General features: G+C 66.5%; 20 protein-coding genes. All 20 read right to left on the minus strand.

All coding sequences use genetic code 11. The features are described from left to right. Window positions 1-106 precede the first annotated feature (106 nt). Window positions 107-886 carry an imidazole glycerol phosphate synthase subunit HisF gene (gene hisF, locus AAFF27_21800; protein ID XAH22611.1) on the minus strand — a complete coding sequence of 260 codons (780 nt, stop codon included), beginning with the start codon at window positions 884-886 and terminating at the stop codon, window positions 107-109. A 24-nt stretch (window positions 887-910) separates the two neighbouring features. Next, window positions 911-1777 carry a D-hexose-6-phosphate mutarotase gene (locus AAFF27_21805; protein XAH22612.1) on the minus strand — a complete coding sequence of 289 codons (867 nt, stop codon included), beginning with the start codon at window positions 1775-1777 and terminating at the stop codon, window positions 911-913. Further along, window positions 1758-2495: a 1-(5-phosphoribosyl)-5-[(5-phosphoribosylamino)methylideneamino]imidazole-4-carboxamide isomerase gene (gene hisA / locus AAFF27_21810; protein XAH22613.1), complete on the minus strand. Its 738-nt coding sequence runs from the start codon at window positions 2493-2495 to the stop codon at window positions 1758-1760. The genes AAFF27_21805 and hisA overlap by 20 nt, the downstream gene beginning before the upstream one ends. A gap of 52 nt (window positions 2496-2547) precedes the next feature. Continuing rightward, window positions 2548-3216 carry an imidazole glycerol phosphate synthase subunit HisH gene (hisH, locus tag AAFF27_21815; GenBank protein XAH22614.1) on the minus strand — a complete coding sequence of 223 codons (669 nt, stop codon included), beginning with the start codon at window positions 3214-3216 and terminating at the stop codon, window positions 2548-2550. 55 nt (window positions 3217-3271) lie between these two features. After that, on the minus strand, window positions 3272-3889 hold the full coding sequence (hisB, locus tag AAFF27_21820; protein XAH22615.1) for an imidazoleglycerol-phosphate dehydratase HisB: 618 nt from the start codon (window positions 3887-3889) through the stop codon (window positions 3272-3274). Then, window positions 3886-5040, minus strand: coding sequence for an aminotransferase class I/II-fold pyridoxal phosphate-dependent enzyme (locus tag AAFF27_21825; protein ID XAH22616.1), 1155 nt, complete (start codon window positions 5038-5040; stop codon window positions 3886-3888). Before AAFF27_21825 ends, hisB begins: the two co-directional genes overlap by 4 nt. 62 nt (window positions 5041-5102) lie before the next feature. Beyond that, window positions 5103-6446, minus strand: coding sequence for a histidinol dehydrogenase (hisD, locus tag AAFF27_21830; GenBank protein XAH22617.1), 1344 nt, complete (start codon window positions 6444-6446; stop codon window positions 5103-5105). Between the two features lie 10 nt (window positions 6447-6456). After that, window positions 6457-7116, minus strand: coding sequence for an ATP phosphoribosyltransferase (gene hisG / locus AAFF27_21835; GenBank protein ID XAH22618.1), 660 nt, complete (start codon window positions 7114-7116; stop codon window positions 6457-6459). Further along, window positions 7113-8378, minus strand: a complete 1266-nt coding sequence (gene murA, locus AAFF27_21840) for a UDP-N-acetylglucosamine 1-carboxyvinyltransferase (GenBank protein ID XAH22619.1) — start codon at window positions 8376-8378, stop codon at window positions 7113-7115. Before murA ends, hisG begins: the two co-directional genes overlap by 4 nt. Before the next feature lie 4 nt (window positions 8379-8382). After that, complete coding sequence (locus tag AAFF27_21845) at window positions 8383-8628, minus strand: BolA family protein (protein ID XAH22620.1); 246 nt, start codon at window positions 8626-8628, stop codon at window positions 8383-8385. A 100-nt stretch (window positions 8629-8728) separates the two neighbouring features. Further along, window positions 8729-9487, minus strand: a complete 759-nt coding sequence (locus tag AAFF27_21850) for an ABC transporter permease (protein XAH22621.1) — start codon at window positions 9485-9487, stop codon at window positions 8729-8731. Window positions 9488-9497: 10 nt separating this feature from the next. Beyond that, entirely contained in the window at window positions 9498-10439 is a 942-nt protein-coding gene (locus tag AAFF27_21855) for an ABC transporter ATP-binding protein (GenBank protein ID XAH22622.1), read from the minus strand. Between the two features lie 72 nt (window positions 10440-10511). Continuing rightward, window positions 10512-10781 carry an STAS domain-containing protein gene (locus tag AAFF27_21860; GenBank protein ID XAH26290.1) on the minus strand — a complete coding sequence of 90 codons (270 nt, stop codon included), beginning with the start codon at window positions 10779-10781 and terminating at the stop codon, window positions 10512-10514. Window positions 10782-10858: 77 nt separating this feature from the next. Then, the gene (locus AAFF27_21865; GenBank protein XAH22623.1) at window positions 10859-11497 is read right to left on the minus strand and encodes an ABC transporter substrate-binding protein; all 639 of its coding nucleotides are present in this window, start codon (window positions 11495-11497) and stop codon (window positions 10859-10861) included. Window positions 11498-11634: 137 nt separating this feature from the next. Further along, window positions 11635-12411, minus strand: a complete 777-nt coding sequence (locus tag AAFF27_21870) for a VacJ family lipoprotein (protein XAH22624.1) — start codon at window positions 12409-12411, stop codon at window positions 11635-11637. An 8-nt stretch (window positions 12412-12419) separates the two neighbouring features. Continuing rightward, window positions 12420-12920 carry an outer membrane lipid asymmetry maintenance protein MlaD gene (gene mlaD / locus AAFF27_21875; protein ID XAH22625.1) on the minus strand — a complete coding sequence of 167 codons (501 nt, stop codon included), beginning with the start codon at window positions 12918-12920 and terminating at the stop codon, window positions 12420-12422. A 10-nt stretch (window positions 12921-12930) separates the two neighbouring features. Beyond that, window positions 12931-13719, minus strand: coding sequence for a lipid asymmetry maintenance ABC transporter permease subunit MlaE (gene mlaE / locus AAFF27_21880; GenBank protein ID XAH22626.1), 789 nt, complete (start codon window positions 13717-13719; stop codon window positions 12931-12933). Next, window positions 13716-14558, minus strand: coding sequence for an ABC transporter ATP-binding protein (locus AAFF27_21885; protein ID XAH22627.1), 843 nt, complete (start codon window positions 14556-14558; stop codon window positions 13716-13718). The genes mlaE and AAFF27_21885 overlap by 4 nt, the downstream gene beginning before the upstream one ends. Before the next feature lie 260 nt (window positions 14559-14818). Then, window positions 14819-16297, minus strand: coding sequence for a glutamate synthase subunit beta (locus AAFF27_21890; GenBank protein ID XAH22628.1), 1479 nt, complete (start codon window positions 16295-16297; stop codon window positions 14819-14821). A 38-nt stretch (window positions 16298-16335) separates the two neighbouring features. Beyond that, the gene (locus AAFF27_21895) at window positions 16336-21084 is read right to left on the minus strand and encodes a glutamate synthase-related protein (GenBank protein XAH26291.1); all 4749 of its coding nucleotides are present in this window, start codon (window positions 21082-21084) and stop codon (window positions 16336-16338) included. Between the last annotated feature and the right edge of the window lie 125 nt (window positions 21085-21209).

The raw sequence follows: 21209 nt of genomic DNA on the forward strand, positions 1-21209 counted from the left end.
CTGGCGCATGATTCAGCCCGCCACACCGAAAATTACAAGCCCTTTAGGCCTCTAGCCCTTGCTGCTCGCCGGCTTATAGCTATACTTTTTATAGTACAAAACCCATTCAGAGCCGAACCGGGATTCCGCGCTCCGCCATGCAGGCCTTGGCCTGGCCCACGGTGTACTCGCCGTAGTGGAAGATGCTGGCGGCCAGCACCGCGTCGGCGCCGCCCTGCTGTATGCCGTCGGCCAGGTGCTCCAGGTTGCCGACGCCGCCCGAGGCGATCACCGGCACCGGCACCGCGTCGCTCACGGCGCGCGTCAGCGCCAGGTCAAAGCCGCTCTTGGTGCCGTCGCGGTCCATGCTGGTCAGCAGGATCTCGCCGGCGCCGCGGCGCACCATCTCGACCGCCCACTGCACCACATCCAGGCCGGTGTTGCGGCGCCCGCCGTGGCTGTAGACGTCCCAGCCCGCACCGCGCGTGGCTTCGTCCTCGGCACTGCGGCGCTTGGCGTCGATGGCGACGACGATGCACTGCGCGCCGTACTTGGCCGAGGCATCTTCGATCACCTGCGGGTTGGCGATGGCCGCGGAATTGAAGCTGGTCTTGTCAGCTCCGGCGTTGAGCAGCCGGCGCACGTCTTCGACCGTGCGCACGCCGCCGCCAACGGTGAGCGGGATGAAGACCTGCGAGGCCACGGCTTCGATGATGGGCAGGATCAGGTCGCGCCCATCGCTGGTGGCGGTGATGTCGAGGAAGGTCAGCTCATCGGCGCCCTGCTGGTTGTAGCGGGCGGCGATTTCCACCGGGTCGCCGGCATCGCGCAGCGCCTGGAAGTTGACGCCCTTGACGACACGGCCGCCGGTAACGTCGAGGCAGGGAATGATGCGTTTGGCGAGCATGAAGGAAACAGTCAGGGAAAAAAGTCAGTCGGTCGCGGACAGCTGCTGCCAGCCAGTCCAGGCGGCGCCGGGAACAAGGGTGAAGGGCGAGCGCACGCGGCCAGCCTCGACGCACAGCATTTGCGCAAAGCCCTGGGGCGGCATATCGGCCAAGGTAGCGCCCAGCGCCGCGCCGGGGTTCCAGACCACGGTGCTGTCCCAGTCGTCGCTCTGGGTGATCGCCAGCGCGCCGGCCGGGTGCACCATCTGCAGCGGCGTGCGGGCCTGGTAGACGCGGTCGGTCTCACCGTCGAAGGCCAGCACCGGGCGGGTCTGCACATCGTCGGCATTGCGCACCTTGTCCCAGAACGGTGTGCCCGCCAGGCCTTCGAGCCGGGTGTGGGCGATGTCGGCGGTGTGCAGGTAGCTGTGCAGCGCAGCAGTGAAGGCCCAGGCCTCGTCGCCGGTGTTCTGCACTGCGAAGTCAACGCGCAGGCGCCCGGGCGCCAAGGTCACCGCCAGGTTGGCCTCAAAAGCGTAAGGCCACCAGGCCCGGCTTTGCGCGTCGTCATTCAGGCGCAGCACGGCGCGGGCGGTGTGCGCGTCGGCCGGGCGCATGTCTTGCAGCGTCCAGGGCAGATTGCGCACAAAGCCATGCTTGGGCAGCGGGCCACGGTCGGCAAACTGCGGGAAGCACACCGGGATGCCGCCGCGGATCGCGGTGTGGCCGTCCAGCACGCTGCGCGGGCTGAGGTAGAGGCGCTCGGTGCCGTCTGCGGTGCGCCAGGAAATCACCTGTGCGCCGTGCAGCGCGACCAGCGCCTGGTCACCGCCAGGCAGCGTCAGCGCCACGCAGCGCAGGCCGTGGCGCGTGACCACGGCAGCACTGGGTTCAGGCGAGTTGGTCGGCACGGGCCTGCGCCGTGGCGAAATCGAGGTCGCCGGAATAGATGGCGCGGCCGCAGATGACGCCTTCGACACCCTCGCTCTCGACCGCGCAGAGCTGCTCGATGTCGGCCATGTTGGACAGGCCGCCCGAGGCGATCACCGGAATGGTCAATGCCTGGGCCAGCTTGACCGTGGCCTCGACGTTGATGCCCGACAGCATGCCGTCGCGGCCGATGTCGGTGTAGATGATGGATTCGACGCCGTAGTCTTCGAACTTCTTGCCCAGGTCGACCACTTCGTGGCCGGTGAGCTTGCTCCAGCCGTCGGTGGCGACCTTGCCGTCCTTGGCATCCAGGCCGACGATGATGTGGCCGCCGAAGGCGCTGCAGGCGTCTTTCAAAAAGCCCGGGTTCTTCACCGCAGCAGTGCCGATGATGACGTAGCGCAGGCCGCCGTCGATGTACTTCTCGATGGTGTCGAGGTCGCGGATGCCGCCGCCCAACTGCACCGGGATGTCGGCGCCCACCGCTGCCAGGATGGACTTGATGGCCGCGTAGTTCTGCGGCTTGCCGGCAAAGGCGCCGTTCAGGTCCACCAGGTGCAGGCGGCGCGCGCCGGCTTCGACCCACTTGCGGGCCATGGCCGCCGGGTCTTCGCCGAAGGTGGTGGATTGATCCATGTCCCCTTGTTTCAGGCGGACGCAGTGACCGTCTTTCAGGTCGATGGCGGGAATAAGAAGCATGGTGCTGAGAAGACGAAAAACAGAGAGTCAGGCCGGTGGCCGGCCACGGCTTTCAGGGATTCCAGTGGAGAAAGTTGCGGTACAGCGCCAATCCGTGGCTGGCGCTTTTTTCCGGATGGAACTGGGTCGCAAAAATGTTATCGCGTGCCACGGCTGCGGTAAAGCGAGCACCATAGTCGGCTTCCCCCGCGCTGTGGCGGGCATCCGACGGACGGACGTAGAAACTATGCACGAAGTAGAAGTACGCGCCGTCCGGCACGCCGGCCCAGATCGGGTGCACCGCGCCGTCGTGGGCGGTCTGGAACACCTCGTTCCAGCCCATCTGCGGCACCTTGAAGCGGCTGCCGTCAGGCTGCAGGCGGCCCGCCAGATCGAACTTGACGACGCGGCCGGGGAACAGGCCCAGGCCGTTGGTCGGGCCTTCGTCGCTGGCGTCGAGCAGCATCTGCATGCCCACGCAGACACCGAACAGCGGTTTTTGCGCCGCCGCTTCCAGTACCGAGGCCTGCAGGCCGGAGTCGACCAGTTCGCGCATGCAGTCGGGCATGGCGCCCTGGCCTGGCAGCACGATGCGATCGGCGGCCCGCACCTCATCAGGCTCGGCCGTGACCACCACCTGCCAATCCGTACCGACCACGGCGGCCTGCACGGCTTGCGATACCGAACGCAGATTGCCCATGCCGTAGTCGACCACGGCGACTGTTTTTGCTCCGTTATTCATAGCTACAACCCGGCGCCAGTCATGGGCTTAAGGCATATTTCATGCAAAAAGCAGTTCACAGCGAACCCTTGGTGGATGGGATCACGCCGGGCGCGCGCGGGTCGCGCTCCAGCGCTGCGCGCAGTGCGCGGGCAAAGGCCTTGAACACGGTCTCGGCCTGGTGGTGCGCGTTGACGCCCTTGAGGTTGTCGATGTGCAGCGTCACGCCCGCGTGGTTGGCAAAGCCCTGGAAGAATTCAAAGGTGAGCTGGGTGTCGAAGGCGCCGACCATGCCGCTGGTGAAGGGCACGTGCATATGCAGCCCGGGGCGGCCGGAGAAATCGATCACCACGCGCGACAGCGCCTCGTCCAGCGGCACATAGGCGTGGCCGTAGCGGCGGATGCCCTTCTTGTCACCGACCGCCTTGGCAAAGGCCTGGCCGAGCGTGATGCCGACGTCTTCGACCGTGTGGTGGCCGTCGATGTACAGGTCGCCATCGGCGCGCACGTCCAGATCGATCAGGCCGTGGCGCGCGATCTGGTCGAGCATGTGGTCGAAGAAGCCGATGCCCGTGGCCAGCTTGGCATGGCCGGTGCCGTCGAGGTTGACGCGCACGGTGATCTTGGTCTCGGCGGTATTGCGCGAGACCTCGGCGATGCGGTCGGTGGAGTCGGCAGGGATTGGTGTGCTCATCGGGTCGGGGCGTGGGTGGGCTGGGGGGCCGCAAGGACGTGCTGCAGGGCCGCGAGCATTTGCGCATTCTCGGCGGCGGTACCGACGGTCAGGCGCAGACACCCGGCCAGCAGTGTGTGCATTTTAGAAACGTTCTTGACAAGAATCCCGGCCGCCCGCAGGCCTTCGAAAGCGCGCAGCGCGCCAGCGTCGCCGCCGGGCAGGCGCACAAGCAGCATGTTGGCGTCGCTGGGCCACACGGTCACGCCGGGCAGGCGGGCCAGCGCGGCCGACAGCGCGGCGCGCTCGGCGCAGATGTCTGCGGCCTGGGCGGCGAACACCTCGGCGTGCTCCAGCGCGAACAGCGCGCACTCGGCATTGAGCACACTGATGTTGTAGGGCGGACGCACCTTGTCGATCTCGGCCACCAGCGCGGCCGGGCCCATCAGGTAGCCAATGCGCACACCAGCCAGGCCAAACTTGCTGAGCGTGCGGATCAGCAGCACGTGGCCGTGCGCCTGCGGTGCGCGGCGGATCTCGTCCAGCCAGCTGCGGCTGGCGAAAGGCTGGTAGGCCTCGTCGATCACCACCAGGCCACCCACTTCACCTGCGGCAGCGATCACGCGCGCCATGGCGCCGGCGTCCCACAACCCGGCGGTCGGGTTGTTGGGATAGGCCAGGTAGGTGATGGCCGGGCGGTGCTGGGCGATGGCGGCGCACATGGCGTCGGCGTCCAGCTCAAAGTTCGCCGTGAGTGGCACGCCGACAAAGCGCAGGCCTTGCAGCGCCGCGCTCATGGCGTACATCACAAAGCCCGGCAGCGGCGCCAGGATGGCCGGTGGCAGGCCGTCGGGGGTTTGGTCGGCAGGTACGTCGCAGGCCATGGCCAGCAGCGAGATCAGCTCGTCCGAGCCATTGCCCAGCATCAGCGCCTGGCCTTCGGGCAGGCCGGCATGCGCGGCCAGGGCGCGGCGCAGCTCGTCTATGCGCGGGCCCGGGTAGCGGTTGAGCGCCAGCGCACCCAGGCGCGCGCCCAGCGCGGCCTGCAACGCGGGCGGCAGGCCGTGCGGGTTCTCCATGGCGTCGAGCTTGAGCAGGCCGGTGGCATCCTGCACGGCATAGGCATGCATGGACTGCACGTCGCGCCGGATGCGCTCGAGCGGGTTGCTCATTGGAGCACCTTCGTGCTGCGCACTGCGGTGCGAGCTTGCTTGGGAGCGGCCCGGCGCCGCGCTCATGACCTGCCCCGCTGCGGCGGCACATCCTTCAGGCGCAGCTCGGCCGCGCGGGCGTGCGCCTGCAGGCCTTCGCCGTAGGCAAGCTCTGCGGCGATGGGGCCCAGCACCTGGGCGCCGGCCTCGCTCACCTCGATGAGGCTGCTGCGCTTCTGGAAGTCGTAGACGCCCAGCGGGCTGGAGAAGCGCGCAGTGCCGCTGGTGGGCAGCACGTGGTTGGGGCCGGCGCAGTAGTCGCCCAGGCTTTCGCTGGTGAAGGCGCCGAGGAAGATGGCGCCGGCGTGGCGAAGCAGCGGCTCCCATTTATGCGGATCGCGGCTGGACACTTCCAGGTGCTCGGGCGCGATGCGGTTGCTGATGGCGCAGGCCTCTTCCATGTCGCGCGTGAGGATCAGCGCGCCGCGGCCGTTCAGGCTCTTGGCGATGATCTCGGCGCGCGGCAGCGTGGGCAGCAGGCGGTCAATCGCCGCCTGCACGGCATCGATGTAGGCGGCATCAGGGCACAGCAGGATGCTTTGCGCCAGCTCATCGTGCTCGGCCTGGCTGAACAGGTCCATGGCCACCCAATCGGGCGGCGTGCTGCCGTCGGCCAGCACCAGGATTTCGCTGGGGCCGGCGATCATGTCGATGCCCACAGTGCCAAACACGCGCTTCTTGGCGCTGGCGACGTAGGCGTTGCCGGGGCCGGTGATCTTGTCGACCTTGGGCACGGTTTGCGTGCCATAGGCCAGGGCCGCCACGGCCTGGGCGCCGCCGATGGTGAAGGCACGGCTCACGCCGGCCACATAGGCGGCGGCCAGCACCAGCGGGTTCTTCTCACCCTTGGGCGTGGGCACGACCATGATGATTTCGCCAACGCCGGCGACATGCGCGGGGATCGCGTTCATCAGCACCGAGGACGGATAGGCGGCCTTGCCCCCCGGCACATAGATGCCTACGCGGTCCAGCGGCGTGACCTTCTGGCCCAGCAACGTGCCGTCTTCGTCGCGGTAGCTCCAGCTCTCGCCGCTGGCCTTCTTCTGGGCCTCGTGATAAGTGCGCACACGGCGTGCGGCGGCTTCCAGGGCCTCGCGCTGCGCGGCCGGCAGCGACTCGAAGGCCGCCTTCAGTTCAGCCTGGGTCAGCTCCAGTGCGCCCAGCGATTCAGCCTGCAGCAGGTCAAAGCGGGCGGTGTACTCCAGCACGGCGGCGTCGCCGCGCTGCTGCACGTCGGCCAGGATGTCGGCCACGCGCTGTTCGATGGCGGCATCGGTGTCGGCCGACCAATGCAGCCGCGCCTTGAAATCAGCCTCAAAAGTGGCTGAAGCCGTTGTCAGACGCTGGGGTTTAGCTACCAATTCCATTGCAATCAAATCAATCAGGGGAAATCGCCGAGGCAAAGGCATCGACGATGCGGCGGATCGGCTCGCGCTTGAGCTTGAGCGCGGCCTGGTTGACCACCAGGCGCGAGCTGATGTCCATGATGCGTTCCACTTCCACCAGGTGGTTGGCCTTGAGGGTGTTGCCGGTGGAGACCAGATCGACGATGGCGTCGGCCAGGCCGGTGAGCGGCGCCAGTTCCATGCTGCCGTAGAGCTTGATCAAGTCCACGTGCACGCCCTTGGTGGCGAAGAATTCACGCGCGATGCCCAGGTACTTGGTGGCAACCTTCAGGCGCGAGCCCTGCTTGACGGCGCTGGCGTAGTCGAAGTCGGCGCGCACCGCCACGCTGACGCGGCAGCGCGCGATCTTCAGGTCCAGCGGCTGGTACAGGCGCGAGCCGCCGCCGGCGGCCTCCATGTTGTGCTCCAGCAGCGTGTCCAGGCCGGTCACGCCCAGGTCGGCGCCGCCGTATTCGACATAGGTCGGCACGTCGCTGGCGCGCACCAGCACCACGCGCACGTCGGCATGGTTGGTGGGCAGGATCAGCTTGCGCGACTTCTCGGGGTCTTCCAGCACCTGGATGCCGGCAGCGGCCAGCAGCGGCAGGGTCTCGTCGAAGATGCGTCCCTTGGACAGGGCAAGCGTTATCACGGCGAAATCCTTTCAATGTCTGCGCCAATGCCGCGCAGTTTGGCTTCCATGCGGTCGTAGCCGCGGTCCAGGTGGTAGATGCGGTCTACCAGCGTCTCGCCATCGGCCACCAGGCCGGCGATGACCAGGCTGGCCGAGGCGCGCAGGTCGGTGGCCATCACGGTGGCGCCAGACAGGCGCGGCACGCCTTCCACCACCGCCACCTTGCCGTCGACGCGGATGTTGGCGCCCAGCCGCATCAGCTCGTTGACGTGCATGAAGCGGTTCTCAAAAATCGTCTCGGTCACGGTCGAGGTGCCCTGGGCCACGCAGTTGAGCGCCATGAACTGGGCCTGCATGTCGGTCGGGAAACCCGGGTACTCGGTGGTGCGGAAGGTCTGCGCCTTGAGCGCGCCCTGCGCCACGCCCGGCGACTGCACGCGCACGCCGCCGTCCACTGCGGTGACGGTGACGCCAGCGTCGCGCAGCTTCTCGGCCACGGCGTCGAGGTGGTCGATGCGTGCGTGCCGCAGCACCGCGTCGCCACCGGCGGCGGCCACGGCGCACAGGAAGGTGCCGGCCTCGATGCGGTCGGCCACCACGGCATGGCTGCAGCCGTGCAGGCGCTCCACGCCCTGGATGCGGATGCGGCTGCTGCCGTGGCCTTCGATCTGCGCGCCCATGGCGATCAGCATCTCGGCCAGGTCGGAGATCTCGGGCTCTTGCGCGGCGTTTTCCAGCACGGTCTCGCCCTCGGCCAGGGTGGCGGCCATGAGCAGGTTCTCGGTGCCGGTGACGGTCACCATGTCGGTGGTGATGCGTGCACCCTTCAAGCGCTTGGCGCGGGCAACGATGTCACCGTGCTCGAAGCTGATCTCCGCGCCCATGGCCTGCAAGCCCTTCAAGTGCTGGTCGACCGGCCGCGAGCCGATGGTGCAGCCGCCCGGCAGCGACACGGTGGCCTCGCCAAAGCGCGCCACCAGCGGCCCCAGCACCAGGATGGAGGCGCGCATGAGCTTCATCAGCTCATAGGGCGCCTCGCGCGCCGGCAGATCAGCCGCCTGCAACACCAGTTGGCCTGGCGCGCGCTCAGTGCGCACGCCCATGTGGGCCAGTAATTGCAGCGCCGTGGTCACGTCCTGCAGGCCCGGCACATTGGTCAGGGTCACGGCGTCGGCGGTCAGCAGCGAGGCGAAGATTTCGGGCAGCGCGGCATTCTTGGCACCGGAGATCGATACCTCGCCCTGCAGGCGGCGGCCGCCGCGGATCAGCAGTTTGTCCATGTGCTCAGCCCTTCGGTGCGGTTGCCCACTCGGCGGGCGTGTAGGTCTTCATGGACAGCGCATGCACCTCATCGGTCTGCATGCGCGTGCCCAGCGTGGCATAGACCCGCTGGTGGCGCTGGATCAGGCGCTTGCCCTCGAATTCGGCCGAGACAATGGTCGCGTACCAATGGCGGCCATCGCCCTCGAGCGCAATGTGCTCGCACGGGAGATGGGACTGGATCAGGGCCTTGAGTTCGTCAGCGGTCATGGGAATAGTTATTCATCGAAAAACACCGCGGAACCGGCTCTGCCGGGCCGCCGGTGTTGCCCCGGAAGGGACGGGCGCAAACGACACGAAGTGCGCAAAGCTAGCCCCGGATCTTGTAGCCGATGCGCAGCAGGTGCAGGGCCAGCGCGCTGATCGCCAGCCATGCGCCGCCGACGATGGCCAGGCTCAGCCAGGGCGAGGCATCACTGACGCCGAAGAAGCCATAGCGAAAGCCGTCGATCATGTAGAAAAACGGATTGAGATGGCTCACCGCCTGCCAGAAGGGCGGCAGCGAACCGACGGAATAGAACACGCCGGAGAGAAAGGTCATCGGCATGATGAGGAAGTTCTGGAACAGCGCCATCTGGTCGAACTTCTCCGACCAGAGCCCGGCGATCACACCCAGCGTGCCCAGCAGTGCCGAGCCCAGCAGCGCAAACACCAGAATCCACCACGGCGCCACAAAGGACAGCTTGGCGAAGAACAGCGCCGTCACCACGAACACGCCCAGGCCCACGGCCAGCCCGCGCACAACAGACGAGCCAACATAGGCCGCGAACCAGCCCCAATGCGACAGCGGTGTGAGCAGCACAAACACCAGGCTGCCCATGATCTTGCTCTGGATGAGCGAAGACGAACTGTTGGCGAAGGCGTTCTGCAGCACGCTCATCATCACCAGCCCCGGCACCAGGAAGGCGGTGTAGCTCACCGTGTCGTAGACCTTCACGTGGTCTTCCAGGGCGTGGCCAAACACCAGCAGGTACAGCACGGCCGTGAGCACCGGCGCGCCCACGGTCTGGAAGCCGACCTTCCAGAAGCGCAGCACTTCCTTGTAGAAAAGCGTTTGCCAGCCGTTCATGTGCCTGTCCTCATACCGGCGCCTGCCAGCGGTGCCCGCCGGTGGCGGCCTGGTCGGTTGCCATGACTTCGAGGAACACGTCTTCCAGGTCGGCCTTGCGGACTTCCACGTCCTCGACCGTGAGGCCGGCCTGGCGCACCTCGGCTAGGTAGCGCTCGATCGCCGCGGCGTCAGGCGCCGGCAGTTGCACGATGCGCCCGGTGATGCGCGCCTGCACGGCCAGCGCGGGCGGCAGTTCGCCATCGATCTTGAAGCGCAGCACATTGCCCGCGGCCATGCGGATCAGGTCGCTGGTGCGGTTGAGCGCCACCAGCTTCCCCTTCTTGAGCATGGCGATGCGGCTGCACAGGGCTTCTGCCTCTTCCAGGTAATGGGTGGTGAGCAGCACCGTGTGGCCTTCGCGGTTGAGCCGAGCGATGAACTGCCACAGCGTCTGGCGCAGCTCCACATCGACGCCGGCCGTGGGCTCGTCCAGCACGATGATGGGCGGCTTGTGCACCAGCGCCTGCGCCACCAGCACGCGGCGCTTCATGCCGCCGGAGAGCTGGCGCATGCCGGAGCTGGCCTTGTCGGCCAGGCCCAAAGCCGTCAACAGCTCGTCAATCCAGGCGTCGTTGTTCTTGACGCCGAAATAGCCGGACTGGATGCGCAGGGTCTCGCGCACATTGAAGAAGGGGTCGAACACCAGTTCCTGCGGCACCACGCCGAGCTTGCGGCGCGCCGCGGCAAAGTCGGTCTGCACGTCGCTGCCATCGACCAGCACGCGGCCTTGCGTGGCCCGCGCCAGGCCGGCCAGGATGCTGATGAGGGTGGTTTTGCCCGCTCCGTTGGGGCCCAGCAGGCCGAAGAATTCGCCTTGGGCAATATCGAAGCTGACGCCGTCAAGAGCCTGGAGCGCACCGCGCGGGGTCGAGAACTGCTTGGAGACGGATTGGAATGAGATCGCGGGCATGGGAGCCCGCTATTTTACGGCGTCGGGCCGAGCCGGGCGGCCGGGTGCGCCTAAGCCCTTTCGGGGGCCGGCTCAGGCTTCGGCCGGCAGCAGGTCCGTCACGCCGTAGAGCCGGGCCATACCCGCCAGGCGGGGATGCAGGCCGCGCACGGTGAAACTGCGGCCCAGCGACAGTACCTCGCGGCGGCAGGCCAGCAGCACGGCCAGCGCCGATGAGTCGAACTTGGCCAGCGCCGAGGCGTCAGCCACGACCGGCATCGACCCGGGCTTGAGGCCTTGCGTGAGCATGCGCAGGCAGGTCTGGGCCTGCACGTGCGTGAGCTCGGTGGGCAGCACCAGCATCTGGTGCTGCACCGCCGTGGCGGTGTCGTCGGCCGCCGCGATGGCGGCTGGCGCTGCTGCCTTCTTGGCCACGGGGCTCAACTCTTCTTTTCGTTGGTCTGGTTGCGCTTGACCAGCGTCTGGATCAGGCCGTCGATGCCGCCGCTACTGAGCTGCTGCGCGAACTGGCTGCGGTAGGTTTCCACCAGCCACACGCCCAGCACGTTCAGGTTGTAGATCTTCCAGCCAGCGCCCTCGCCCGGCGTCTTCTCCAGGCGGTAGTCGAGCTGGATCGGGTCGCCGCGGCCAATGACCTCGGTGCGGACCACGACTTCCTTGTCAGCCGGGTCGGCACGCAGCGGCTTGACCGAGATGCTCTGGTCGCTCACCTGCGACAGTGCGCCGGCATAGGTGCGCACCAGCAGGGTCTTGAATTCCTGCTGGAGGCGGCTGCGCTGGTCCGGCGTGGCCTGGCGCCACTGCGGGCCGACGGCGGCGGCCGTCATGCGCTGGAAGTTGACGTTGGGCATGATCTTGCTGTCGACCAGCGCGATCACCTTGTTGATGTCACCGCCGCGCAGGCTGCTGTCGGCCTTGATCGCATCCAGCGTGTCGGAGGACAGGCGCTTGATCAGCGCGTCCGGCGCTTCGTCTGCAGCACGTGCGGCCAGCGGCAGCGCCAGGACAGCGATGGCGGCAAGGCTGGCGGCCATGCGGCCCAGGGAACGTCGATTCATGGTGACCTCTTCTTTCTATAGGCGGATGGAACGGCCCCGGAGCCTCCCGGGCAGATCGGGCCGTTACCGTTTGAACGGGGCATTCAACGGGCGGTTCCGGCCGGGCATGCTGGACATGCAACAGCCTGAAACCCGCCCTACCTCAATTTGAGTGGCAAGGTAGCGGGCTGGCTGTCGTCAACGTCGTAGCCGGCATCGCTGCCGTCGGACTCGCCACTGTTGCGGGGCTGGTTGCGGCGCAGCTGCAGGAACGAATCGCGGGTGAAGCTGTATTTGTCGAGCGCGATCTCATCCAGCACCGAGCTGGCCCGCAGCAGGCTGGCACGCGTATCCACGATGCGCAGCACGTAGAGCGAGTTGCGCACCGGCACGTCGTGCACGTGGGTCAGCAAGCTGCCAGCGGTATCCACCGGCAACGCGGCCGTGTCACGCACGGTCGAGGGGCCCAGCAGCGGCAGCACCAGGTACGGGCCGGTGGGCACGCCGTAGCTCGCCAGCGTCTGGCCGAAATCCTGCGGATGGCGCTCGATGTCGGCAGCGCCGGCGATGTCGATCACCCCGCCCAAACCGAACACGGTGTTGACGGCAAAGCGGATCCAGGTCTCGCCCGCATCGCGCACCTTGAGCTGCAGGACGTTGTTGACGAAGGACCAAGGCTCGGTCAGGTTGCGGAAGAAGTTGTTCACCCCCGTGCGAACCGGTGCCGGCGTGACATCGCGGTAGGCGGTGGCCACCGGCTTGAGCACGGCCTGGTCCACCTTGTCGTTGAACTCGGAGACACCGCGGTTGAACGGCTCGAAGGGGTCGCGCGGGTTGGGCGCCTGGCCAGTGGCGCTGGTCGTGGCGCAACCGGTGGCCAGCAGCGTCGCGGCCAGGGCCGCGACCAGAGCCGTCGTGCGACGGGAGGGAAGCATGCTTGTTTTCATTTTTTATTGCCCTGGCTGGAGCCTGCGGGCGCTGGCTTGCCGCCATCCTCTGCCTTGTTGAAGAGGAATTGGCCGATGAGGTTTTCCAGCACTACGGCTGACTGGGTGGTGGTGATCACGTCGCCCTGCTCCAGATTCTTGTCGTCGGCGCCGGCCTCGATGCCGACGTACTGCTCGCCGAGCAGGCCGCTGGTCAGGATCTTGAATGAGCTGTCCTTGGGGAACGCATAGCGCTTCTGCAGCGACAGGGCTGCCGAGGCCTGGAAGGTCTTGTCATCGAAGGTGATGCCGTCCACCCGGCCGACCACCACGCCCGCGCTCTTGACCGCAGCCTGGGGCTTGAGCCCGCCGATGTTGTCGAAGCGCGCAGTCACCGTGTAGGTGGACTGAAAGTTGAGCCGCAGCAGATTGGCCGCCTGCAGGGACAGGAACAGCACGGCTGCCAATCCGAGCAGCACGAACAGGCCTACCCATACATCGCTTTTGGAGCGTTCCATTGCTAACCCTTCAAATACTAAACATGAGCGCGGTCAGGATGAAATCCAGGCCGAGCACGGCAAGTGACGACACCACCACGGTGCGGGTGGTCGCGCGCGATACCCCCTCGGGCGTGGGCTGGGACGTATAGCCCTGCAGCAGCGCCACAAAAGTCACCGTGAACCCGAAAACCACGCTCTTGAGCACGCCGTTGCCGATATCGCGCAGAACGTCGACGCCGCCCTGCATCTGGCTCCAGAAAGAGCCGCCGTCGATGCCGATGAGCACCACGCCAACCAGCCAGCCGCCGATGATGCCGACCGCGCTGAACACCGCCGACAGCAGCGGCAAGGCGATCACACCGCCCCAGAAGCGGGGCGCAAGAATGCGGCGCACCGGATCGATGGCCATCATCTCCATGGCGCTGAGTTGCTCGCCGGCCTTCATCAGGCCGATCTCGGCCGTGAGCGAGGTGCCCGCGCGGCCGGCGAACAGCAGCGCGCTGACCACCGGCCCGAGTTCACGCACCAGCGACAGCGCCACCAGCAGGCCCAGCGCATCAGAGGCACCGTAGCGCTGCAGCGTGTAGTAGCCCTGCAGGCTGAGCACGAAGCCGACGAACAGGCCGGACACGCCAATGATCGCCAGCGAGTAGTTGCCCAGGAAATGGATCTGCTCGGACACCAGCCGGAAGCGCCGCAGCGCTGGGCCGGTGAGCTGCAACAGGCGCCAGAACAGGCGCGCGGCCGCGCCAATGCCGGCCAGCTTGCTGCGCACGGCAAAGCCGACGTCGGCCGGATGCCACCAGCGTGTACTCATAGCCGCTTCCTTCCGGCCACCGGGCCAAAATCCTCTGCGACTTCAGGCGCCGGGTACTGAAAGCGCACCGGGCCGTCGGCCTCGGCGTGGATGAACTGGTGCACCACCGGATCGGTGCTGGCGCGAATGACTTCGGGTGAGCCCTCTGCGGCAATGCGCCCGGCCGCCAGCACGATGACGTGGTCGGCAATGGCCAGCGTCTCGTCCACATCGTGCGAGACCACGACGCTGGTCAGGGCCATGGCGTCGTTCAGTTGTCGGATCAGCCGGGCGGCGATGCCGAGCGAAATCGGGTCGAGGCCGGCGAAGGGCTCGTCATAGAGCACCAGCTCGGGGTCGAGCACGATGGCCCGGGCCAGCGCCACGCGGCGCGCCATGCCGCCGGAGATCTCGCTCGGCCGCAGGTCGCGCGCGCCGCGCAGCCCGACCGCGTCGAGCTTCATCAGCACGATGTCGCGGATCAGATCCTCGCTCAGGTCGGTGTGCTCGCGCAGCGGGAAGGCGACGTTGCCGAACACGTCCAGATCGGTGAACAGCGCGCCAAACTGGAACAGCATGCCCATGCGCCGGCGCGCGGCGTAGAGCGCGGGCGCGTCGAACTTGCCCACATCCTGGCCATCGAACAGCACCTCACCGCGCTGCGCGCGGACCTGGCCGCCGATCAGGCGCAGCACGGTGGTCTTGCCGCCGCCCGAGGCGCCCATCAGTGCCGTGACCTTGCCACGCGGGATATCGAGCGACACCCCGTCCAGGATCACGCGCTCGCCGTAGCCGAACGTGGTGTCACGCAGGCTGACCAGCGGCGGAGGGAGGGAGGAGTCGGGCTTGGGGATTTCCATAGGACGAGGGCCGAGCGTACGGCAGCGCGGCATCATAGAGGATGCTGCAACAGTAACCTTCACGAGTGAATGTATAGCAAAACGCCAGCCCGCGTCGCGGCACCCAGGCGGCATGCGCGCGCAAGGGTGGCCTCTCTTGTGGAAATTTTAACAAAATAGGCCTCTAGCCCTTATGGAGCCTGGGCTTATAGCTATACATTCAATAGCAAATGAAAACGGCGCCCAGCGGGCGCCGTTTCAGCAAGCGAAGCCGCCAGCGGTCAGCGTGGCAGGTCGCTGAAGCCCATCAGGAACTCATCCACCGCGCGTGCCGCCTGGCGGCCTTCGCGGATCGCCCAGACCACCAGGGACTGGCCGCGGCGCACGTCGCCGGCGGCGAAGACCTTGGGCATGTTGGTGGCGTAGCCGCCGTCGAAGTCGGTGGTGGCCCGGGCGTTGCCGCGCGCATCCTTCTCGACGCCGAAGGCTTCTAGCACCGGCGAGACCGGGCTGACAAAGCCCATGGCCAGCAGCACCAGGTCGGCCTTCATGGTGACTTCAGTGCCGGGGATCTCGACCAGCTTGCCGTCCTTGAACTCCACCCGCACGGTCTTCAGACCCGTGACCTTGCCCTTTTCGCCGATGAACTCCTTGGTGGAGATGGCGAACTCGCGCTCGCAGCCTTCATGGTGGCTGGAGCTGGTGCGCAGCTTGATCGGCCAGTAGGGCCAGGTCATGGGGCGGTTTTCTTCTTCGGGTGGCTGGGGCATGACCTCGAACTGGGTGACGCTCGCCGCGCCATGGCGGTTGCTGGTGCCCACGCAATCGCTGCCGGTGTCGCCGCCACCGATGACGATGACGTGCTTGCCATCGGCGCGCAGTTGGCTCTTGAGCTTGTCGCCGGCATTGACCTTGTTTTGCTGCGGCAGGAATTCCATCGCGAAATGGATGCCATCGAGCTCACGGCCGGGCACCGGCAGGTCGCGCGACTGCTCAGCGCCGGCGGTGATCAGCACGGCGTCGAAGTCCTTTTGCAGTTGCTCGGGCGTGATGGTTTCCTTGGCCCAGTTGGTGACCTTGGAGCCCTTGCCGAGCGGATCGGTCTTGGCACCGATGACCACGCCGGTACGGATGGTGACGCCTTCGGCCTCCATCTGCGCGGCACGGCGATCGATGTGCGACTTCTCCATCTTGAAGTCGGGGATGCCGTAGCGCAGCAGGCCGCCAACGCGGTCGTTCTTCTCGAACAGGGTCACGTCATGGCCGACGCGCGCCAGTTGCTGCGCCGCAGCCATGCCGGCCGGGCCGGAGCCGACCACGGCCACCTTCTTGCCGGTCTTGTGCTTGGCCAGGCGCGGGGCCACCCAGCCTTCGGTCCAGGCGCGGTCGATGATGGCGTGCTCGATCGACTTGATGCCGACCGCGTCGTCGTTCACGTTGAGCACGCAGGCGGCCTCGCAGGGCGCGGGGCAGATGCGGCCGGTGAACTCGGGGAAGTTGTTGGTGGAGTCCAGCACGGCGAACGCGCTTTGCCAGTCCTGTTGGTAGACCAGGTCGTTGAAGTCCGGAATGATGTTGTTGACCGGGCAGCCGCTATTGCAGAACGGCGTGCCGCAGTCCATGCAGCGCGCGCCCTGGACCTTGGCCTGTTCCGCGTCCAGGCCGACGACGAATTCCTTGTAGTGCTTCAAGCGCTCGGGCACGGGCTTGTAGCCCTCCTCGATACGCGCGTATTCCATGAAGCCGGTGGTTTTTCCCATGACCGTATGTCCTTCTAATCGTGGTGGTGGGCCGCGCCTTACTTGGCGGGAACCGCTTCTTTCTTCTTGGCCACGGCCGGGACGGCCGGCTGGGCCACGTGCGGCGTCGACGGCTCGGCGTTGACGCGGCGCTCGTAGATCTCGGCCAGGGCGCGCTTGTATTCGGTCGGGAACACCTTGACGAACTTGGTGCGCGAGACGGCCCAGTTGTCCAGCAGTTCGCGGGCGCGCTTGCTGCCCGTCCAGCGGTTGTGGTCTTCCAGCAGCTTGCGCAGCGTGGCCTCGTCGGTCTGGTCGCGGTGCCAGATGTTGCGGTGCACGTTGGCGGTCTGCTCGGCGCCGGTCACGACCTTCTCCAGCGCGACCATCGACAGGTTGCAGCGCGAGGCGAACTGGCCGTCTTCGTCATAGACGTAGGCAATGCCGCCGCTCATGCCGGCAGCGAAATTGCGGCCGGTCTTGCCCAGCACGGCCACCGTGCCGCCGGTCATGTACTCGCAGCCATGGTCGCCGGTACCTTCCACCACGGCGGTGGCGCCCGACAGGCGCACCGCGAAGCGTTCGCCCGCCACGCCGGCCAGGTAGGCCTCGCCGGCGGTGGCGCCGTACATCACGGTGTTGCCGACGATGATGTTGCGCGCCGCCTCGCCACGGAAGTCCAGGCTCGGGCGCACCACCACGCGGCCGCCGGAGAGGCCCTTGCCGGTGTAGTCGTTGGCGTCGCCGATCAGGTAGAGCGTGATGCCGTTGGTCAGGAAGGCGCCAAAGGACTGGCCGCCCGTGCCTTCGAGCTGGATGTGGATGGTGTCATCCGGCAGGCCCTCGGGGTGCACGCGGGTCACCGCGCCGGAGAGCATGGCGCCCACGGTGCGGTTGACGTTGCGCGCCACTTCCATGAAGCGCACGCGCTCGCCACGCTCGATGGCCGGACGGCACTTCTCGATGAGCTTGTTGTCCAGCGCATGTTCCAGGCCGTGCTCTTGCAGCTCGGTATGGAAGCGCGGCACCTCGGCCGGCACTTGCGGCTGGGCGAACAGGCGGCTGAAGTCCAGCCCGCGTGCCTTCCAGTGGGCAATGCCCTTCTTGGTGTCGAGCAGGTCGGCACGGCCGATCAGATCGTCGAACTTGCGGATGCCGAGCTGGGCCATGATCTGGCGCACTTCTTCCGCAACAAAGAAGAAGTAGTTCACCACGTGCTCAGGCTTGCCCGAGAACTTCTTGCGCAGCACCGGGTCCTGCGTGGCCACGCCCACCGGGCAGGTGTTGAGGTGGCACTTGCGCATCATGATGCAGCCCTCGACCACCAGCGGTGCGGTGGCAAAGCCGAATTCATCGGCGCCCAGCAGCGCGCCGATGGCGACGTCGCGGCCGGTCTTCATCTGGCCGTCGGCCTGCACGCGGATGCGGCTGCGCAGGCGGTTCAGCACCAGGGTCTGCTGGGTTTCGGCCAGGCCGATTTCCCACGGGCCGCCCGCATGCTTGATGGACGACCAGGGCGATGCGCCGGTGCCGCCGTCGTGGCCGGCGATCACCACGTGGTCGCTCTTGCACTTGGCCACGCCTGCGGCGATGGTGCCCACGCCCACTTCCGACACCAGCTTGGTGCTGATGCTGGCGTGCGGTGCGACGTTCTTCAGGTCGTGGATCAGCTGGGCCAAGTCCTCGATCGAGTAGATGTCGTGGTGCGGCGGCGGGCTGATCAGGCCCACGCCGGGCACCGAGTAGCGCTGCTTGCCGATGTATTCGGTCACCTTGCCGCCGGGCAACTGGCCGCCCTCGCCGGGCTTGGCGCCCTGGGCCATCTTGATCTGGATCTGGTCGGCCGAGGACAGGTACTCGGCCGTGACGCCGAAGCGGCCCGATGCCACCTGCTTGATCTTGGAGCGCAGCGAGTCGCCGGGGTTGAGCGACAGGTCGACCTCGACGTTGGCCGCGCCGATCACGCTCTTGAGCGTGTCGCCCTGCTTGATCGGGATGCCCTTCAGCTCGTTGCGGTAGCGCGCCGGGTCTTCGCCGCCTTCGCCGGTGTTGCTCTTGCCGCCGATGCGGTTCATGGCCACGGCCAGGGTGGCGTGCGCTTCGGTGGAGATGGAGCCAAGCGACATGGCGCCGGTGGCAAAGCGCTTGACGATGTCGGCCGCCGGCTCGACCTCTTCCACGGGGATGGCCTTGGCCGGGTCGATCTTGAACTCGAACAGGCCGCGCAGCGTCATGTGGCGACGGCTCTGGTCGTTGATGAGCTGGGCGTATTCCTTGTAGGTGTTCCAGTTGTTGGAGCGCGTGGAATGCTGCAGCTTGGCGATCGCGTCGGGCGACCACATGTGCTCTTCGCCGCGGGTGCGCCAGGCGTATTCGCCACCGGCGTCCAGCATGTTGGCCAGCACCGGGTCGTCGCCAAAGGCGGCCTTGTGCAGGCGGATGGCTTCTTCGGCGATTTCGAAGATGCCGATGCCTTCGACGCGGCTGGCGGTGCCCGTGAAGTACTTGCCGACGGTGTCGCTGTTGATGCCGATGGCCTCGAACAGCTGCGCGCCGCAGTAGCTCATGTAGGTGCTCACGCCCATCTTGGACATGATCTTGGACAAGCCCTTGCCGATGGCCTTGACGTAGTTGTAGATCGCCTTCTCGGGCGACAGGTCGCCCGGCAGATCCTTGTGCAGCTCGGCCAGGCTTTCCATGGCCAGGTAGGGGTGCACGGCCTCGGCGCCGTAGCCGGCGAGCACGGCGAAGTGGTGCACTTCGCGCGCGGTGCCGGTCTCCACCACCAGGCCGGCGGTGGTGCGCAGGCCCTCACGCACCAGGTGCTGGTGGATGGCCGACAGCGCCAGCAGCGCGGGGATGGCCACCTGCGCGGCGCCGACGCCACGGTCGCTCACGATCAGGATGTTGTGGCCGCCCTTGATGGCGTCCACGGCTTCTGCGCAGAGCGAGGCCAGCTTGGCTTCCACGCCCTCATGGCCCCAGGCCAGCGGGTAGGTGATGTCCAGCGTGGCGCTCTTGAACTTGCCCTGGGTGAAGGTGGCGATGTCGCGCAGCTTTGCCATGTCGGCAAAGTCGAGGATGGGCTGGCTCACTTCGAGCCGCATCGGCGGGTTGACCTGGTTGATGTCCAGCAGGTTCGGCTTGGGTCCGATGAAGGACACCAGCGACATCACGATGGCCTCGCGGATCGGGTCGATCGGCGGGTTGGTGACCTGCGCGAACATCTGCTTGAAGTAGTTGTAGAGCGGCTTGTCCTTGCTGGAGAGCACGGCCAGCGGGCTGTCGTTGCCCATGGAGCCGATGCCCTCTTCGCCGTTCTTGGCCATGGGCGACATCAGGAACTTGACGTCTTCCTGGGTGTAGCCAAAGGCCTGCTGGCGGTCCAGCAGGCTGACCGAAGACGCCGGCGGCGCGGCCTGCGAGCCGGCCACGTGATCGAGCTTGACGCGCAGGTTCTCGATCCACTGCTTGTAGGGGCGGCTGTGGGTCAGGCTGGCCTTCAGCTCTTCGTCGTCGATCATGCGGCCCTGGTCGAGGTCGATCAGGAACATCTTGCCGGGCTGCAGGCGCCACTTGCGCACGATCTTGTTCTCAGGAATCGGCAGCACGCCGGATTCCGAGCCCATGATGACCAGGTCGTCGTCGGTGATGCAGTAGCGCGAGGGGCGCAGGCCGTTGCGGTCCAGCGTGGCGCCGATCTGGCGGCCATCGGTGAAGACGATGGAGGCCGGGCCGTCCCAGGGCTCCATCATGGCGGCGTGGTACTCATAGAAGGCCTTGCGGCGCTCATCCATGGTGGTGTGCTGCTCCCAGGGCTCGGGGATCATCATCATCATGGCGTGGCTGATCGGGTAGCCAGCCATGGTGAGCAACTCAAGGCAGTTGTCGAAGGTAGCGGTGTCGGACTGGCCGGCAAAGCTGATCGGGTAGAGCTTCTGCAGGTCGGCGCCCAGCACCGGCGAGGACATCACGCCTTCGCGCGCCTTCATCCAGTTGTAGTTGCCCTTGACGGTGTTGATTTCACCGTTGTGGGCCACGTAGCGGTACGGGTGGGCCAGCGGCCACTCGGGGAAGGTGTTGGTGGAGAAGCGCTGGTGCACCAGGCCCAGCGCCGATACGCAGCGTGGATCTTGCAAATCAAAGTAGTAAGTACCAACCTGGTCGGCCAGCAGCAGGCCCTTGTAGACCACGGTGCGGCTCGACATGCTGGGTACGTAGTACTCCTTGCTGTGCTTGAGCTTCAGGTTCTGGATGTTGGCGCTGGCGGTCTTGCGGATGACGTAGAGCTTGCGTTCCAGCGCGTCTTGCACGATGACATCGGCGCCACGGCCGATGAAGACCTGGCGCAGTACCGGCTCGGTCTTCTTGACCTGGGGCGACATGGGCATGTCGCGGTTCACCGGCACGTCGCGCCAGCCCAGGAGCACCTGGCCTTCGGCCTTGATGGCGCGCTCCATCTCCTGCTCGCAGGCCAGGCGCGAGGCGTGCTCCTTGGGCAGGAAGATCATGCCCACGCCGTATTCGCCGGCCGGCGGCAGGGCCACGCCCTGGGCGGCCATTTCTTCGCGGTAGAGCAGGTCGGGGATCTGGATCAGGATGCCCGCGCCGTCGCCCATGAGCTTGTCGGCACCCACCGCGCCGCGGTGGTCGATGTTTTCGAGGATCTTGAGCGCCTGCGTGACGATGTCGTGGCGCTTTTCGCCCTTGATGTGGGCTACGAAGCCCAGGCCGCAAGCGTCGTGCTCGTTGGCCTTGGAATAAAGACCGTGTTCCTGGAGATGCTGGATCTCGGCAGCCGTTGTCATCGTCATGGCGTGCTCCTGTCGTCTGTGTCGCTATCAATCGCGGGGAGAGCGAGCATAAGACACAGCAACATCGGTGCCAAGGACTTTAATTGGGGTCAGATTCCTATTAAATGTTGAATAAATTA

This window comes from Xylophilus sp. GW821-FHT01B05 (genome assembly GCA_038961845.1).
Taxonomy (GTDB): domain Bacteria; phylum Pseudomonadota; class Gammaproteobacteria; order Burkholderiales; family Burkholderiaceae_C; genus Xylophilus.

Bases quoted from the DNA above. Each gene is read 5' to 3' on its own strand.
- hisD (XAH22617.1), bottom strand. From the start codon at position 6,446: ATGGAATTGGTAGCTAAACCCCAGCGTCTGACAACGGCTTCAGCCACT.
- AAFF27_21890 (XAH22628.1), bottom strand. From the start codon at position 16,297: ATGGGAAAAACCACCGGCTTCATGGAATACGCGCGTATCGAGGAGGGC.
- AAFF27_21845 (XAH22620.1), bottom strand. From the start codon at position 8,628: ATGACCGCTGACGAACTCAAGGCCCTGATCCAGTCCCATCTCCCGTGC.
- AAFF27_21865 (XAH22623.1), bottom strand. From the start codon at position 11,497: ATGAATCGACGTTCCCTGGGCCGCATGGCCGCCAGCCTTGCCGCCATC.
- AAFF27_21855 (XAH22622.1), bottom strand. From the start codon at position 10,439: ATGCCCGCGATCTCATTCCAATCCGTCTCCAAGCAGTTCTCGACCCCG.
- hisF (XAH22611.1), bottom strand. From the start codon at position 886: ATGCTCGCCAAACGCATCATTCCCTGCCTCGACGTTACCGGCGGCCGT.
- mlaD (XAH22625.1), bottom strand. From the start codon at position 12,920: ATGGAACGCTCCAAAAGCGATGTATGGGTAGGCCTGTTCGTGCTGCTC.
- AAFF27_21850 (XAH22621.1), bottom strand. From the start codon at position 9,487: ATGAACGGCTGGCAAACGCTTTTCTACAAGGAAGTGCTGCGCTTCTGG.
- hisA (XAH22613.1), bottom strand. From the start codon at position 2,495: ATGCTTCTTATTCCCGCCATCGACCTGAAAGACGGTCACTGCGTCCGC.
- hisH (XAH22614.1), bottom strand. From the start codon at position 3,216: ATGAATAACGGAGCAAAAACAGTCGCCGTGGTCGACTACGGCATGGGC.
- AAFF27_21885 (XAH22627.1), bottom strand. From the start codon at position 14,558: ATGGAAATCCCCAAGCCCGACTCCTCCCTCCCTCCGCCGCTGGTCAGC.
- AAFF27_21870 (XAH22624.1), bottom strand. From the start codon at position 12,411: ATGCTTCCCTCCCGTCGCACGACGGCTCTGGTCGCGGCCCTGGCCGCG.
- mlaE (XAH22626.1), bottom strand. From the start codon at position 13,719: ATGAGTACACGCTGGTGGCATCCGGCCGACGTCGGCTTTGCCGTGCGC.
- AAFF27_21825 (XAH22616.1), bottom strand. From the start codon at position 5,040: ATGAGCAACCCGCTCGAGCGCATCCGGCGCGACGTGCAGTCCATGCAT.
- hisB (XAH22615.1), bottom strand. From the start codon at position 3,889: ATGAGCACACCAATCCCTGCCGACTCCACCGACCGCATCGCCGAGGTC.
- murA (XAH22619.1), bottom strand. From the start codon at position 8,378: ATGGACAAACTGCTGATCCGCGGCGGCCGCCGCCTGCAGGGCGAGGTA.
- AAFF27_21895 (XAH26291.1), bottom strand. From the start codon at position 21,084: ATGACAACGGCTGCCGAGATCCAGCATCTCCAGGAACACGGTCTTTAT.
- AAFF27_21860 (XAH26290.1), bottom strand. From the start codon at position 10,781: ATGCTGGTGCTGCCCACCGAGCTCACGCACGTGCAGGCCCAGACCTGC.